This is a genomic window from Neptunomonas sp. XY-337 (genome assembly GCF_004959845.1).
GTDB classification, from domain to species: Bacteria; Pseudomonadota; Gammaproteobacteria; order Pseudomonadales; family Balneatricaceae; genus Neptunomonas; species Neptunomonas marina.
The window spans coordinates 660,587-676,175 of the sequence record NZ_SPLL01000002.1 but is presented as its reverse complement, the minus strand read 5'-3'; the positions used below and the strand labels follow the sequence as shown (position 1 = coordinate 676,175).

Sequence of the window (15,589 nt, the reverse complement as noted above, 5' to 3'; positions counted from 1 at the left end):
TTAGTGAACGTGAGGCTTTAAAGTAAAGGTATCGGTAGTGTAGCGAACACCGTCTCTCACGAATGAGATTTCGGCATCTGTCATAAAGCTTTTACCGGTTAAAAAGCTAGCATCCGCACCAGAATCACCGGGGAAGATAAAGTAGTTGGTTCCGGTGCCCCGGATATTCCCCTTCCCGTCTTCATCTTCGTTACGCAAGGTATTACGCACACGTAAATCAACGGACTTCACCGCTAACCGAGGGAAACTAACATGAATCTCAGAATCGATGGGTAGATCAAGTGGTTGGCTCCCCGCCTTGTCCGTTGTGATCCACAACTCCAGATCACCTTTATCGTCATGCAGTTTAAGCTCGGCAAAGCCGACGCGCTTATTCGCAACCAGTAACGGCACTACAACGCCATCATGTAAGGTATGGCTGTGCCCGTGATCGTACATGCTCTCTTGGGAGACCGTTTGGTTCGCATAATGGTTCGCACACCCGGTAGCCACCGACACAATTGAAAGTAGTAATACTGATGTTTTGAGTTTTAACACAGCTTCCGTTCCCTCTTTGTAAAACAGCACATGAGCCGCTCGAAGCTAACAAGCGGCAAACGTTACACTATAGATAACCCGAAAAAACCTAGCCTGAACTAAGGGCAACAACCCGCCATCATCAGCAGCTCACTCACAGAGCAGGAACACCCTGCTGGTCTCAACCTTAGGCCATGCTTGATCTGGTGTATATGAACGAGTACTGTTTTAGATAAGTCATGGCGAGTATGCGCATAGGTTGTGTAATGCTTGGCAGCAGGAAGCTGAACCATACAAAGGACACCTTCAAAACTGTATGGATAAACAGCATATTTTTCCTGCCGCTTTTCAAACCTAACAAAGCAAAAACTAGCCACTCTATTTTTCATTAAGCTAATAGTGCTGATTTAAAGCCTTTGGAAACAATAGCTTAAAAAGTTAGCCCAAAAGTCAGAAAAATAGAATGAATTCACTTTAATAATTATTATGATGCCCCATGGCGTCATAATCAGACTGTTATAAATCTTTTACTATTGAACCCTTGTGGTTCATAAACCAACAAAGGAATTGTTATGATTGATGTTACTATCTTTATCGGTTCAGAGGATGGAGTGTACTATCCTACTAAAATGTTGAACATCCCTTCGGTAGGGGAGTTCATAGAGTTACACTCGTACTCTGATATGGCTGCTAACCTAGACCATAAGTACAACCTCAAGGTTTTAAAGGTTATCCACGAGGTTATTGAGTTTGATCCAGATAAACAGTCTGTAGTTAAAGAGCACCACCACTTTGTTAAATTAATATGTAGCAAGTAGTTAAAAGTTCAGGCCAGCTGAACCAACAGGGACTCTATCTCCAGCAAGACTTCGGAAATATTTAATTTTGTCTTGCTGGAGACCTTCCCTGTGTTTCCTCAAGAATAGGAATAACTTGCGTTAGGATTTGTAATTTCTCCTCTTTGGTTTTACTGCCCCAGTTATAGGAAAGTTGGTGAATTGCGTAATCAATATCCATAATTTGTTACCTCTGATATTAAATAATATTAATAACAAGAAGCGGTAGGCGGACAAGCAAAGCTTGCCGCTACGCTAAGCGTTAGCAGGCTAGGAGAAAATAGTGAAACGTGAAAATGAAAGAAGTTTGATCCCTTTACTTATCGTTTCCGGCGTTGTTGCTGCGCCTATAATATTTATTCTTGGCCTAGTTACAGGAAGTCAAATACAGCTCTCAAACTTACTTACAGCTGATTCACTTTCTTCTTGGACTAGTGCATTAGCAACTGTAACAATTGCCATATTGACTTTTATATTGGCAAAAGAAACTTGGTATCTGCGTGAAGCACAGATTGAACAGGTAAACGAGCTCAAACGAGAGAATATACGCCCTAACGTTTCACTTCGATTAAAAAATAGCCCAGTTTCCTTTAATTTAATCGAGGTAGAAATTAATAATCTTGGTAAAGGAATAGCGCGAAATTTGAAATTTAAGTTTTCAGATAGTAGCGGGGCCGAAATTTTTGAGACAGATAATCCTATAGTTGATGAATTCTTGAGACTTCATATTTTTTCAGAAGGAATACATTCCCTTGGTATAGGCCAAAAAGTTGAGAGCTTCCTATTTAGCTTTTTTGATTTAAAAGGAAAGCTAGATGGTGATGATGTTTTTTCCCCTTTTTTTAAAATCGAAATAACATTTTCAGATGTGAACGGTGAACAGTATTCAAATGAATTAGTTGTGGATTTCAAAGAGTATAAGGGAGTTTCTGAAGTCGGTGGAGGCGACCCTTTACATAAAATAGCTGATGAGTTGAATAAGCTAACAGAGCAGTTTGGTAAGGTAGTTAACTCATCACCTAATAGGCTCCAGGTGAATACGTACTCTTCAGCTGACCGTGAAGAAGAAAGCCGTCTTCGTCAGCAACGATATGAAGACAGGAAGAAACAGCAAGAGAAAAAGGCTGAACAGTAGTGTTTAAAGAAAGCTGCTAACAAACGCAAGCACTTGACCCAAAAAAGCTACGCTTTTTCGGTCAAGTGTTACGGGCGTTAGGTGCCTCAAGGATAAATATGAGCATGGAAATAATTTCAGCAATTACGGGAGCTACACCTTTAATCATAGGTGCAGCCATAGGTACAGTAATTGGCCTAGTACCGATATTGAAAGATACGGCCGAAAGTAATTGGAAAAAGCAGTTCAGAAAGCAAGTGCGACTTGGAATAATCAAGAACCACTTAACTTATGAAGATATGCAGCATATTGCAGAGCGCTGGTCTCAAGACAGAAAATCTATTCTTTTTAGCTTACGCATTATGCATTCGGAGGCGATATCGGGCGAAGATGAAGATCTAGCAAAAAATATTGACTCCATTCGGGAGCTAATAGATAAACATCAGAATCAAGAGCCCTATTCAGAGCTCCCTGAAAATATAAGCATCCAGCTCAATAGCTTAAACTCAAAAGAAGAAACTGAAGAACAAGTATCTCAACTTGCCTCTTCATTAAGCGAGTTATATCTGTCGAATCAACAAAAACACTCTCGCCAAGTAAAGTTTACTTACTGGGGAGCAATAGCTGGCGGAATTGGAGTCTTCATCGGTGTTGCTGGCTTATATTTTGCGGTGGCAGGTAGTGCCTAACAAGCAATTTAACAGGGACAAAAATAGCGGGCTGATTTTACTTAGCAAAAAATTCAGCCCATAACCTTTAGCTCTTTTAAAACGATGCCATCGCTAATCTACCTGATGTAAATCAATCGCAGGCCTGACGTAACAATTTACGTCTAATCACGATTGCTTCCGAAGGACTAATAAGAAACGAATGACCGGATAGGCTGGAATATTTTAGAAACAAAGAACTTTGCAAAAACTGCGAAATAAAAAACTTTAAATGGTGCCCGGGGCCGGACTTGAACCGGCACGACCGTGAAGTCGGGAGATTTTAAGTCTCCTGTGTCTACCAATTCCACCACCCGGGCTGGGTGCTTCCACGACTGATCGGGAAGAGGGAATAATGGAGGCGCGAGCCGGAATCGAACCGGCGTACACGGAGTTGCAGTCCGCTGCATAACCACTCTACCATCGCGCCTTCATCTGTTTGCATTTGGAGCGGGAAACGAGACTCGAACTCGCGACCCCAACCTTGGCAAGGTTGTGCTCTACCAACTGAGCTATTCCCGCGCTGCGAAACAGTGGAGCGTATTATAGAGAGATCACCGCGGGTGTCAACCAAAAAACAATAAAAAATAATATTATTTTTGCTTAAAGATTAACCACTTACAGGTCTTCTGTAAGATCTGGCCATGCGGCTTTCAGGTATACAATCATCGACCACAACGTCAGCGCGGCGGCGATATAAAGGGCACCAATCCCCGCCCACGAAAGCTCGCTGAAGGGTGTGAAGGTAATCATCAAAAAGATAGCCAGCATCTGCAAGGCGGTTTTAACTTTGCCAACAAACGATACGGCAACACTGGCGCGCTTTCCAAGCTCAGCCATCCATTCGCGTAGCGCAGAGATTAGCACTTCGCGGCTAATGATCACCATAACGGGTAGCGTAATCCACGCTTCATTGAAGGTTTCCACTAGCATCACTAAGGCGGCAACAACAATCAGCTTATCCGCAACCGGATCAAGGAATGCGCCAAGCGCCGAAGCTTGATCGAGCTTGCGGGCTAAATAGCCGTCAAACCAGTCGGTAACGGCGGCGAATGCGAAAACAGCGCCCGCCGCGAGGCCCGCGTATTCCCACGGTAAGTAGTAGATCACCACAAAGACGGGGATAAGAATTATACGCAACAACGTTAGCAGGTTAGGAATTTTAATGCGGGTCAGCATACGTGCTGTAAGCTCCATGGTCATACTTCTGGATGTAACGCTGCATAGATTTCTTCTGCTAACGTCCGGCTTATACTAGTGACTTTTGCAATTTCTTCAACACTCGCGCTTTCAACAGCAGGTACACCACCGAAATGTTTAAGCAACTCTCGGCGCCGTTTTGGGCCAACACCGGGGATACCTTCAAGGCGCGATTGCTTGCGCGCTTTACCACGGCGGGCACGGTGCCCTGCTATCGCAAACCGGTGCGCTTCATCACGTACGTGCTGAATGAGGTGCAGCGCGGGCGAGTCCGATGCCAAGGTTACTTCATCGCCGGTTTCAGCCATTACCAAGGTTTCAAAGCCGGCTTTTCGCGTGCTGCCCTTAGCAACACCGATAATCTGTACATCGTTAATTTGTAGCTCACGCAGAACATCAACCGCTTGGGACACCTGCCCTTTACCGCCATCGATCAGCAAGATATCGGGCAGCACACCCTCGCCTTTTTTGATGCGAGTGTAGCGGCGCATCAGCGCTTGATGCATTGCGGCGTAGTCATCACCGGGGGTGATATCTTCGATGTTAAAGCGGCGATAGTCCTTTTTAAGCGGGCCATCTCGGTCGAAAACAACACAGGATGCAACCGTTGCCTCACCAGAGCTATGGGAGATATCAAAACACTCCAGCCGCTTCGGAACAGCATCTAAGCTAAACACCTCTTGCAAAGCTAAGTAACGCTGATAGATGTTCTTTTTGCTCGCTAGGTGGCTCGCCAAGTGCTGCTCGGCATTGGTTTGGGCCAGTTTTTGCCAACCGCTGCGCTCACCTTTTACACGATGCGTAAGATTCACGCGCTTGCCGCGTTGCTGTTGCAGCGCCTCTTCGATACAGGCGTTATCGTCTAGCTCATGGGTTACGATAATCGCCGCTGGTATTTCACGGGCGCTGCCGATGTACCACTGGGCGATAAAGGCTGACAAAATCGTCTCGGCGGTATCCTCAATCGATACGCGAGGATGAACAGCTTTACTACCCACCACTCGCCCACCGCGCACAAACAGCACATGCACGCATACACCACCGGGCATCACGGCACAACCAATAACATCGGCATCACCCTGCCCGCCAGTCACGTATTGCTGCTCTTGCACGAGCTGCAAGCTTTGGATCTGATCACGGTAATCCGCTGCACGCTCAAAGTCCAAACGCCCAGAGGCGCTCTCCATCTGCTCGGCAAGCTCCTTCATGATGGTATGGCTTTTACCTTCCAAAAACATGGTGGCGTGGCGCACATCTTCGGCGTAATCCTGCGTTGAGATCGCTTCAACACAGGGCGCACTGCAACGTTTTATCTGGTACTGCAAGCAAGGGCGCGAGCGGTTGCGGAAGAAGCTTTCATCACACTGGCGAATCTTAAATACTTTTTGCAGGATATTTAGGCTATCCGTTACGGCATTGCGGCTCGGAAAAGGGCCAAAGTACTTGCCCTTTTTGCGCTTCGCGCCACGGTGAAAGGTGAGTACCGGATAAGCCTCGTTCTCAGAGACAAAGATATAGGGGTAGCTTTTATCATCGCGCAGCAGGATGTTATAGGGCGGGCGGTTTTCCTTGATCAGCGTCTGCTCAAGTAGTAATGCTTCGGTCTCGCTATGGGTTACCGTGATATCGATATCAGCGATATGGCGCACCAGTGCTTGGGTTTTAGTGCTTAAACCCGACGCACGGAAGTAGCTGCTCACCCTTTTTTTAAGGTTTTTCGCTTTACCAATATAGAGTAACTCGCCCTGAGCGTCCCGCATCTGATAAACACCCGGACGCTGCGTCAGATGAGCTAAGAAGGCTTTACTATCAAACATTTACGTAGGCTATTTTGCTTCTCGACGAGCTTTGTTCGCTTGCATGTGGATGTGAGTCGCTTCGGTGTGGATCTCTTTTAACGCTTCACGGGTTCCGTCAGAGATACCTGCACCCCGCGATAAGGACACCTCAAGAAAAACTCCGATCTCTGCGTAGTAGTACAGGCGCGCATTAAAGTGTGGCGCGCGCTTAAGCTTGCTAAGGGCTATCTGCGCGCCATTCATCAAGATCGTGTTGATGTTGGTATCGGACGCCAGCGGTGCTAAATCTTCGCGGCGAATAGCGCTAAGGGTTTCTCTACTCATGACTCTCTCATCAAGCTGTGTTGCAACGTGCTAAAGTACCATGATCAATGCCCGCTATCCACGGTAGGTCTCGTTCGTTATGGCAAATAACCCCGCTCTTCTTAACCTAAAAACTGATCTCGAGTGGCTGTATCGCACCCCTTCGTTGATGGCGGATACACCGCGCTTTTCGGCGTTTATGCCTAGCCAAGACGTATCCCTCCTGCCCGACCTGCCCTATGTGCCCGCAGAGCCGCCAGCTTATCGCTTGGGAAAGCAGTTCGAAACCACCGTTGAAGCTCTTTTTTACGGCCCTCAGTCAACGGGGCGACTGCTGAGGAACCTCCCTCTCACGCATCACAAACGCACTGTCGGTGAACTCGATCTCGTTTACGAGACGGCAGAGGAAACCGTTCATCTTGAGCTTGCTATTAAGTTTTACTTACTCAACGGCTCCGCCCAACAACTCGAACACTTTATCGGCCCGGGTGGACGGGATCGGTTGGATAAAAAGTGGCGCCGTTTAATCACCCATCAACTGCCGCTTGGTCAAAGCGCTTTAGGTGCATCGAAGCTAACTCAACTGGGGTTTAACACACCAACACGGTCCTGTTTTTTAATGCCGGGTATTCTGTTTTACCCAAGAGCACAATGGCAGAGCATTACAGCGCTTCACCCTGCACTCAATCCGAATCATCAACGGGGGTGGTGGCTGCATAATGACCAGCTAGCAAGTCAGACCGATCTGAACAACACGAAGTTTATGATCTTAGCCAAACCCTATTGGTTGGCAGGGCCTGCACACTTTTCGTCTGCTGAGCGCGCAGATAGGCTCGTTTCATGGGCGCATATTATTGCCCTGCAGTCGCAGTGCCATGAGCCGCTGATGCTGGCAGAGATGGAGGAGCAAGATGGCGAGTGGACGGAAAAGAGCCGTGCCATGGTGGTTTCGAACAACTGGCCAGACCGAAAAAAATAACGAGGCCCAAAACAAAAAAGGTGCTGTAAAACAGCACCTCTTGATGACGACAAATGCCGCAGTATTACTTCTCTTGTGCCGCCGCTTTAGCCGCGTCTTCTGCCATGAATTTCTTCAGCATACGCACACCAACCACGACCATCGCAACGCAACCGCCCACAACAACCATGCTCGGAGCGAAAGAAGTAAAGTTGTAGATATCAATACCAAACATAGAACCGCACCTTTTGTCTAATCATTATTAATCAAATGCGCGCTAGTATAACAACTTATTGATCTTCATCAAAACGCTTTACGAGGCTCGATGTATCCCAGCGTCCACCACCTAAGCGCTGCACTTCTGCATAGAACTGATCAACCAAAGCTGTTACGGGCAATTGCGCGCCATTGCGGCGGGCTTCATCTAATGTAATGCCCAGATCTTTACGCATCCAATCAACGGCAAAGCCAAAGTCAAACTCATCGGCTAGCATCGTTTTGTGGCGATTCACCATCTGCCATGAGCCCGCCGCGCCATGCTGGATGACATCGAAAACTTGTTCAGCATCTAAGTTAGCTTTTTGCGCAAAGTGCACCGCCTCGGATAAACCCTGCACGAGGCCAGCGATACAAATTTGGTTAACCATCTTCGCCAGTTGGCCACTGCCCGCCTCACCCAGCAGACGAATCGACTTACCGTAAGCCTGCATAACAGGTTCTGCCACGTCGTAAGAAGCCGCCGAACCGCCGACCATCACACTTAGCACACCGTTCTCAGCACCTGCTTGGCCGCCTGATACCGGCGCATCGAGGAAGCCAACCCCTTGCGCTTGCGCCACAACACTAAGCTCACGTGCCACTTCAGCAGAAGCGGTTGTATGATCGACAAGATGGCTTCCTGCGCTCATGGCTTTGAGCACGCCGTGCTCACCGGTGGTAACCTCTCGCAGATCGTCATCGTTACCCACACAAACAAAAACGATGTGCGCATCTTGTGCAGCTTCTGCAGGTGTTGCTCCGCTGGTACCGCCATGTTCAGCAACCCATTGCGCTGCCTTCGCTGCTGTACGGTTGTAAACCGCAACCTCATGGCCCTGTGCTTTCAGGTGCCCAGCCATTGGATAGCCCATTGTTCCCAAACCGATAAACGCGACTTTCATGCGAAATCCTTCATCCCAGTGATATTATCGTTACAATTAAGGGTACTATTTATGCCACACTCACAGCGTTGACGCTATGTATATAACACGATTGACTCAGGGGGCTACAATGCTGCTGAAACGTATTTTGATGTCATTTTTACTGCTCACAACAGCATGGTCGGTGCAGGCCGAAACAACAAAATTCTACGATCTCGCTTTTCCCAATTTAGAGGGTAAGGAGGTCAGCCTTTCTGAGTATAAGGGCAAGGTCGTGTTGCTAAACTTCTGGGCAACATGGTGTCCACCTTGCGTGCGCGAGATGCCCTCGATGCAGCGATTGCAGGATAAATTTGCCGATCAGCCTTTCGAAATTGTTGCGATCAACGCCGGAGAGTCTGCTGATGCTATCGAAGCCTTTTTACTTGGCTTAGATAACGAGCTGACCTTTACCATCTTACTCGATGAAAAAAGCCGCTCGTTTCAAGAGTTTCGTATTCCTGGTTTACCCATGAGCTACCTGATCAGCAAAGATGGCGAGCTGCTCGAAACTATCATGGGGGGCCGTGAATGGGATGATGAGAAGCAAGTAGCGTTGGTTGAGGAGGCATTAGCGCAGTGAAACCGCGCTAAACCAGCAGTATTGGTAGTTCTCCCTCGGGGATTAAAAGCCAGTGGCTTTTGATATTACGACCACAAAAAAACCGGCAAATAGCCGGTTTTTTTATAAGTCATTCAGCACAATGGTTAGTTGGTTGCTGCAATCACAGAGATTTCAACCAGTAGCTCAGGGCTAGCCATCGCAGCTTCAACACATGCGCGAGCTGGCGCATGCCCCGGTACCGTCCAGCTATCCCAAACGGCGTTCATATCAGCGAAGTCATCCATCGTTTTTAGATAAATTGTCGCCGACAGTATCTTCTCGCGCGAGCTTCCCACCGACTCAAGCAGAGCGTCTACCTTCGCTAACATCGTTTGTGTTTGCTCAGTAATACCAGCGCTGCGATCTTCGGCTACTTGGCCGCACAGGTAGGCCGTGTTGTTATGGACAACAACCTTGCTCATGCGAGCAGCAACTTGGTGGCGTTCAATGGACATCTATCAATCTCTCTATTTACTGTATGGATTCAATGACGCCAGCTCTCCTAACGTCAGTGGTTTAATAGGCATACGGATGTTGTAGTAGCCTACATCGGGAATAGCTTTTCCCTGCGCCTCAGCCAGTAAAGCACTTACCGTCGTGCCACATTGGCGCCCTTGGCAGGCCCCCATGCCAGAGCGACAAAACGCTTTTGTCTGGTTCGGCCCAGAGCAACCCAGCTCAACTAATCCACGGATCTCGCCGGCGGTGATCTCCTCACAACGGCATACAACCGTTTCATCTGCTGGGCGAATAAATGTTTCGGTGGGCCGATACAACGCATCAAGAAACGGGCGGATGGCCAACTGCTGATGTAACTGGCTCTCTAGCTGTTTGCGCTGCGATACGGGCATACTCAACTTGTCCATTGCGCGCGCGGCGGCATCCGCCACTAACTGACCTTGCAGCTCAGCGACTACCGCTCCACCGATACCAGAAGAATCACCGGCCACGAAAATATCCGGATGACTGCTCATACCTGTTTCAGATAGTTTCGGCTTCCAACACAGCTGAACCTCATCCCAAATATGCTCCAAGCCAATGGCTCGGCCTAGCTGAGTATTCGGAATAACGCCTTGATGGCTAAGCAAGGTACGGCAAGGAATAAGCTTCTCTTCCCCGCGATGCTTAATAACAACCGCTCCAAGATTACCCGCGTGATCAGGCTTGGCGTGGACTTCGCTCACTCCACTGTACATAGGTACTTTGTAGCGACGGATCTCAGCCAGCATTTTCGCGCCCTTCAGCAGATAACGCCAACCACGCAGCGCTCCTGCAATTTCAGGAAGCGCTGCCATATAGTTTTTGCTGGGCGTGGTATCCACCAGCGCATCGATCTCAACACCTGCGCGTAATAACTGACAAGCAATTAACAGGAATAGCGGCCCACTGCCAACGATTACCAGCGGGCCGTTGGGCACCATGCTGGAGGTCTTGAGCAGAATCTGCGCGGCACCACAGGTCATCACACCCGGCAAAGTCCAGCCCGGAAATGGAGCGGGACGCTCCTGTGCACCGGTGGCGAGCAGGAGTTTATGAAAGCCCACACGGCGGCTCTCGCCAGCAACTGAGAAGCAGAGCGTATTGTCATCGCGAACTTCCCAGACCGTTGCCCCTTGCAACTGCTCAACTGATGCTCTATCCAGCATCGTCAACAGTCTTTCGCCCGAATAGTAGTCTGGCCCTAAAATAGACCGGTCGCTGATCGGCGTATGACCGATATTGCGATAGATTTGGCCACCGGGTCTGATCTGTTCATCAAGCACCAGCGTCTTCAGCCCTTGCTGTGACGCAGTCGCGGCTGCAGCCATACCGGCAGGGCCTGCACCAACAACAACCAGATCAAAGCGTTCAATAGCGCTCATATGCTCTCCCCACTTACCGAACGGCTACCCCGCTGAATATTCACAACCATGCCCTCACGCACTTCGGTCATACAGGCTTGAGTGTTGGGTACGCCATCTATCTCCATCAGGCATTCAAAACACACGCCCATCATGCAGTAAGGCGCGCGGCCTGAGTCGCTAACCGGCGTTGTACGGGTTTGGCGAATGTCGGTTTGTAACACAGCCGCAGCAACGCTTTCGCCGACAAATGCTTCGACAGTCTGCCCCTCAATGGTGAGCTGAACCGTCGGCGTTGTTTGGTGAACTACCCGTTTATAGCTTGAATCGGCGGCCATCAAATTTCTCCAGTTCAAGGTTAGGGTCTGCTTTTCCGGTAGCGATCCAGTCAGCGATTGGCCCAGCATGAGCCGCCGCCAACGTTACGCCGCTATGACAGGTGACAAGGTAAGCACCGGGGTATTGCTCCGACTGCTGATAGATCGGGTTGCCGTCTGGCGTCATGATACGTAGCGCTCCCCAAGAGCGAATCAGACGAACATCCTTCAACAGCGGGTACATCGTAATTGCGCGATTGGCGATCTGCGCCAACACATCGGTGCTCGTGCCGCTATCAAAACCAACATCCTCTTTTGAATCGCCGCACTGCACTGTGCCTTCAGCCGTCTGGCGCACGTGGCCTGTCGGGTAGTCGAGAAAATGTTTAACACGTTCCGCAATAAGCACCTGCCCACGGTTTGGAAACACCTGCGCCTCCATCCCCACCATCGGGGCCAGCGCTTTGTTGCCAAGGCCTGCGGCCAGTACTAATTTGTTACAACTGTATCGACCACCTACGCTCTCAAGCACAAATTGGCCGTTATCTGGTTTAATCTTTGTAATCGGACCGGCGTTCACCAGCTTGCCACCCAGCGCCTCAAAGCGCTGCACCAGCGCTCGTAGCAAGTAGAGCGGATTCACATGGCCATCTTCCGGCCCCCAAGTTGCACCTGGGATCGTGGGGCCAATATCAGGCATCAGCTCTTTCACTTGTTGGTGATCGAGTACCTCGAAGGGATACCCTTCAGGATGGTTAGCCGCCATGCCATTCAGCATCTGCACACGCTGTTCAAGCTCGTCTTCGGTCAAACAGACGAATACTCCGCCGCGCTGTGACAGCTGGATATCAATCCCGGTATGCTGCTCAAGCTGCTGTGCCATATCGCCCCACAACTGGGAAGATAAACGGCTCAACCGGGCATAAGCGGGCATGTTGTCACCCTTACCTTGCACCCATACCAAGCCAAAGTTGCCACGCGAAGCACGGAAGGCAACATCACCTTCATCGTACACGGTCACTTGCTGCCCTTGCTGCTGGATGCCCAGTGCGACAGCAAGCCCCACCAGTCCACCACCAATTACGGCCACTTCTGAGCTATCGCGGTTAACCCGCAGGCTCTCAGACATTATTTTCTCCAAACACAAAGATTAAAGCAGATAGCGTCAGCTGAGCACTTCTGCCCAGCTGACTAACAGGCATTTACTCAGCTAGCGCAGCATCCAAAATCTCTTGCGCCCACTCTTTACCAATGTCGTTTACGATGACAGGCCATACGTTCTGCTTCACCTTCGCAGCAGTATTAGCAATCTGCTCTGGTGTCACATCAACGATCGTTGCACCTGCTTCTTGAAGACGTTTTTCATTGGCAGCTTGATCCATCTCAGCACGCGCCCAACGGCTATTTTCGAAGTTCAACGCTGCTTCAGAAATAGCGGCTTGCTGAGCTGGCTTCATGCCATTGAAGCGCTCCTCATTCATGATCAAGTACCAAACTTCGAAGTGTGTGTTCAAAGGTACGTAGTACTTAGTTACATCGCGGAACGAGGCATAGTAACCTTCCGCACCCGAACCGATCACACCATCAACAACACCCGTTTGAACGGCTGTAAAAGCCTCAGAAAATGGCAGCGGGGATCCGATAAAACCGGTGTTATCAGCTAACAGCTGGAACACCTTAATAGGTGGTACACGCACCTTCGCAGACTTGCTAATAGAGGAATCAGCAGCGCCTTCCACCTCTTTGTTCAGCGCAATACCGCCAAAGTAAACAGGCCATGCACCCAAGACTTTGATACCTTGCTTCTGATACAGATCTGATACGGTATTACGCATCACCGAACCTGGCCCAAACTTCTTCTGAGCATCCGCCCAATCGGCTGCCATATAAGGCAACGACACGATTTGGAAACGTTTATCAACACCGGATGAAATCGGCTGTACTGCCATGTCCACAGCACCTAGACCCACACGCTCTTGCACAACGGTGTAGTCACCCAATGCGTTCGCTGGGTACAGCTTCACACGCAACTTACCATCCGTTGCTTTAGAGACTGCTTCAGCAAACATCGTGGCGTCTTTATCGATTGCCGTACCTTGTGGACGTACGTGTGATAGCTTTAGCGTTGCCGCTTGAGCAATCCCGACACTTGCTACCGAAAGTGAAACGGCCAGCGCTAGATTTTTAGTCATTGATCTCAACATGTTGCTTCCTCTTTGTGTGTCCTATCGGACGCTGTTTTATTTTTTATGTTGATCAATATCCCAATAAGCTTGGGATAAATTCGGATAGGCCCGGCCATACCAGTACAAGGCCAACCACCGGCAGATAGCCGAATAGCAGCAAGATCATGGCGGGTTTGATAATTTCGGTGAATTTCACATTGCCGATACGCGCACCGAGGTACAGGATGCTGGCATAAGGTGGAGTCACACCGCCCATCGCCGTGGTAACACCCATGATGGCGGCAAACTGAATTGGGCTTACGCCTAACGCTTCCATCAGCGGCATCAGCAACGGTGCGGTTAGAATAATGGCGGTCAAGTCGTTCACTACCATTCCGATGGCGAACAGGAACAAAGTGATCAGAATCAGCAGTAAAGTTTTATCCTGCGTCACCTCAAAGATCGACTCCACCAGCGCCTGTGGAATATCTTCCATCACAAACAGCTGGCTTAGCATCAAGCTAAACAGCACCATGATGAGGATGGCTCCTACTGCGGTGGCTGACTCTTTACCCGCTTCTAAGAAGGCTTTAAAGGTTAAACCCTTATAGATCCAGAAGCCGACCGGCAACGCGTAAATAACCGCCACCGCCGCAGCTTCAGTCGGTGTCATAACCCCGCCATAAATGCCGCCAAGAATAATGACTGGCATCAGCAGAGCGGGCAGCGCCACAACGGTATTGTTGCCTGCTTGCTTCATCGTCTCGCTAAAGCTGACTTTTTCATCCAGGATGAGCGGAAACTTACGCGACATGATCATGTTCACAACGGCAAAATTGAACATAATCAGCAAGCCGGGGCCCAACGTCGCCAAGAAACTTGCCAGAATAGATGTCTCTGTCACCCAGCCGTAGACAATCATCGTGACACTCGGCGGGATCAAAAGGCCAAGAATCGAAGAGTTAGCAATCAAGGCTGTGGCATAAGCACGGGGGTAACCCTTTTTCTCCATCTCTGGAATTAGCAGCGGGCCAATGGCCGCGATACCGGTCAGACCACTACCAGAGATCGCACCGATGATGGCGCAACTAATGGAAGCAACGACGCCCAGACCACCACGAATACGACCAACAAAAACGTTGACGAACTTCAGCAAACTACCGGCGATACCGCTCACGCTCATGATCGTTCCGGCAAATACAAACAGCGGAATCGCCAGCAATACGGGGTTAGTCAGTTGGCTGAATCCCCACAACATCATGCCTTTAAAGTACACTTCGCCCACAAAGGTCATGACCATCAAGCCAGCACCAAAACAGTAAGGCAGCGGGACACCCAAACTCAGTAGGATAACCAGTACGGCAAACGCTAATAGCGCGACTTCAACCATCTTTCTGCTCCTCCTTCTGAGCCAGTAGCTGGAACTCATCCGTCTCGTTAGTGTGCGGATGTTCGTGATCGATCAGTTGCTCAGTGTCCTCACGTCCGTGAAACAGAAAACTCAAGTGTTTTAATAGGTGCCAAGCCACATAAAGTGTCATCAGCGTCAGTCCAAAAAAGAGTGCTGACTCATAGATAATGGTGGGGAGGTAGAGCGTTGGGGTTTCTTTGCTAACACGCAGTGCATACTTGAAGTAATCAAATGCCCAGTAGGTTAGCCAGATCGAGATCGCCAAACTGCAACTCTCCGAAATCACTAGCAGAACACGTCGAGCGCGCTCAGTGCTGAGGAAAATTTCCAGCACATTCGCTCGAATTTGCGTGTCTTCACGTGATGCGTTGACTGCACCGAGAATGTACAGCCATAGCGTAGGAATCACAGCAACTTCCTCTAACCCCATAATCGGTGTTTCGAAGATGTAACGGGTGATCACCTGAATAAACTGCATACCTGCAACGGTGCTGATGAGTGCAGCCAGTGTGTATCGAAACAAAGTCTCCATATTTTTATCTCTGTACTGGAGGCTGGTGGTAGTGCCCATTGAGAGCACGGCGTGGTTAAGTCATTAAATAATCACGAAACGAGTAAATAATATCAAATACAAAATCAT

The 15,589-nt window shown here is 49.2% G+C and carries 18 protein-coding genes and 3 tRNA genes; 4 read left to right on the top strand and 17 right to left on the bottom strand.

Features of this window, described 5'->3' with window-relative positions; translation table 11 throughout:
• Positions 1-537 (bottom strand): hypothetical protein, encoded by a 537-nt coding sequence (locus tag E4L36_RS06890; RefSeq protein WP_136679992.1) that lies wholly within the window; start codon positions 535-537, stop codon positions 1-3.
• Positions 538-1,395: 858 nt separating this feature from the next.
• Positions 1,396-1,533, bottom strand: coding sequence for a hypothetical protein (locus E4L36_RS17810; protein ID WP_169051494.1), 138 nt, complete (start codon positions 1,531-1,533; stop codon positions 1,396-1,398).
• A gap of 102 nt (positions 1,534-1,635) precedes the next feature.
• Between E4L36_RS17810 and E4L36_RS06885 the strand changes: the two genes are divergently transcribed.
• Both E4L36_RS06885 and E4L36_RS06880 read left to right on the top strand, forming a co-directional pair.
• Positions 1,636-2,487 carry a hypothetical protein gene (locus E4L36_RS06885; protein ID WP_136679991.1) on the top strand — a complete coding sequence of 284 codons (852 nt, stop codon included), beginning with the start codon at positions 1,636-1,638 and terminating at the stop codon, positions 2,485-2,487.
• A 104-nt stretch (positions 2,488-2,591) separates the two neighbouring features.
• Positions 2,592-3,155 carry a hypothetical protein gene (locus E4L36_RS06880; protein ID WP_136679990.1) on the top strand — a complete coding sequence of 188 codons (564 nt, stop codon included), beginning with the start codon at positions 2,592-2,594 and terminating at the stop codon, positions 3,153-3,155.
• Between the two features lie 251 nt (positions 3,156-3,406).
• Here the strand turns inward: E4L36_RS06880 and E4L36_RS06875 are convergent.
• From E4L36_RS06875 to E4L36_RS06850, 6 genes are all read right to left on the bottom strand, one after another.
• A tRNA-Leu gene (locus E4L36_RS06875) sits at positions 3,407-3,493 on the bottom strand.
• 36 nt (positions 3,494-3,529) lie between these two features.
• Positions 3,530-3,603: transfer RNA gene (locus E4L36_RS06870), tRNA-Cys, on the bottom strand.
• A 16-nt stretch (positions 3,604-3,619) separates the two neighbouring features.
• Positions 3,620-3,695: transfer RNA gene (locus tag E4L36_RS06865), tRNA-Gly, on the bottom strand.
• A gap of 96 nt (positions 3,696-3,791) precedes the next feature.
• A complete protein-coding gene (pgsA, locus tag E4L36_RS06860; RefSeq protein WP_240770688.1) occupies positions 3,792-4,370 on the bottom strand; it encodes a CDP-diacylglycerol--glycerol-3-phosphate 3-phosphatidyltransferase in 579 nt (192 codons plus the stop codon).
• 2 nt (positions 4,371-4,372) lie between these two features.
• Positions 4,373-6,190, bottom strand: a complete 1,818-nt coding sequence (gene uvrC / locus E4L36_RS06855; RefSeq protein WP_136679989.1) for an excinuclease ABC subunit UvrC — start codon at positions 6,188-6,190, stop codon at positions 4,373-4,375.
• A gap of 9 nt (positions 6,191-6,199) precedes the next feature.
• A complete protein-coding gene (locus tag E4L36_RS06850; protein WP_127695854.1) occupies positions 6,200-6,496 on the bottom strand; it encodes an excinuclease ABC subunit C in 297 nt (98 codons plus the stop codon).
• A gap of 79 nt (positions 6,497-6,575) precedes the next feature.
• Between E4L36_RS06850 and E4L36_RS06845 the strand changes: the two genes are divergently transcribed.
• Complete coding sequence (locus tag E4L36_RS06845; protein WP_136679988.1) at positions 6,576-7,454, top strand: DUF1853 family protein; 879 nt, start codon at positions 6,576-6,578, stop codon at positions 7,452-7,454.
• A 64-nt stretch (positions 7,455-7,518) separates the two neighbouring features.
• Here E4L36_RS06845 and E4L36_RS17805 read toward each other — a convergent pair whose 3' ends face one another.
• Entirely contained in the window at positions 7,519-7,668 is a 150-nt protein-coding gene (locus tag E4L36_RS17805) for a hypothetical protein (RefSeq protein ID WP_164847147.1), read from the bottom strand.
• A 55-nt stretch (positions 7,669-7,723) separates the two neighbouring features.
• The gene (locus E4L36_RS06840) at positions 7,724-8,593 is read right to left on the bottom strand and encodes an NAD(P)-dependent oxidoreductase (RefSeq protein ID WP_127695850.1); all 870 of its coding nucleotides are present in this window, start codon (positions 8,591-8,593) and stop codon (positions 7,724-7,726) included.
• Positions 8,594-8,702: 109 nt separating this feature from the next.
• Between E4L36_RS06840 and E4L36_RS06835 the strand changes: the two genes are divergently transcribed.
• Positions 8,703-9,194: a TlpA disulfide reductase family protein gene (locus E4L36_RS06835; protein ID WP_136679987.1), complete on the top strand. Its 492-nt coding sequence runs from the start codon at positions 8,703-8,705 to the stop codon at positions 9,192-9,194.
• Positions 9,195-9,319: 125 nt separating this feature from the next.
• Here the strand turns inward: E4L36_RS06835 and E4L36_RS06830 are convergent, their stop codons facing one another.
• The 7 genes from E4L36_RS06830 to E4L36_RS06800 form a co-directional block, all read right to left on the bottom strand.
• Positions 9,320-9,670 (bottom strand): RidA family protein, encoded by a 351-nt coding sequence (locus E4L36_RS06830; RefSeq protein WP_136679986.1) that lies wholly within the window; start codon positions 9,668-9,670, stop codon positions 9,320-9,322.
• Between the two features lie 12 nt (positions 9,671-9,682).
• Positions 9,683-11,077: an FAD/NAD(P)-binding oxidoreductase gene (locus E4L36_RS06825; RefSeq protein ID WP_136679985.1), complete on the bottom strand. Its 1,395-nt coding sequence runs from the start codon at positions 11,075-11,077 to the stop codon at positions 9,683-9,685.
• Positions 11,074-11,394: a (2Fe-2S)-binding protein gene (locus tag E4L36_RS06820; RefSeq protein WP_136679984.1), complete on the bottom strand. Its 321-nt coding sequence runs from the start codon at positions 11,392-11,394 to the stop codon at positions 11,074-11,076. Before E4L36_RS06820 ends, E4L36_RS06825 begins: the two co-directional genes overlap by 4 nt.
• Entirely contained in the window at positions 11,372-12,502 is a 1,131-nt protein-coding gene (locus E4L36_RS06815) for an FAD-dependent oxidoreductase (protein ID WP_136679983.1), read from the bottom strand. Before E4L36_RS06815 ends, E4L36_RS06820 begins: the two co-directional genes overlap by 23 nt.
• 73 nt (positions 12,503-12,575) lie before the next feature.
• Positions 12,576-13,577 (bottom strand): TRAP transporter substrate-binding protein DctP, encoded by a 1,002-nt coding sequence (gene dctP / locus E4L36_RS06810; protein WP_136679982.1) that lies wholly within the window; start codon positions 13,575-13,577, stop codon positions 12,576-12,578.
• Positions 13,578-13,629: 52 nt separating this feature from the next.
• The gene (locus tag E4L36_RS06805) at positions 13,630-14,928 is read right to left on the bottom strand and encodes a TRAP transporter large permease (RefSeq protein ID WP_136679981.1); all 1,299 of its coding nucleotides are present in this window, start codon (positions 14,926-14,928) and stop codon (positions 13,630-13,632) included.
• Positions 14,921-15,481, bottom strand: a complete 561-nt coding sequence (locus E4L36_RS06800; RefSeq protein WP_136679980.1) for a TRAP transporter small permease — start codon at positions 15,479-15,481, stop codon at positions 14,921-14,923. Before E4L36_RS06800 ends, E4L36_RS06805 begins: the two co-directional genes overlap by 8 nt.
• Positions 15,482-15,589 lie beyond the last annotated feature (108 nt).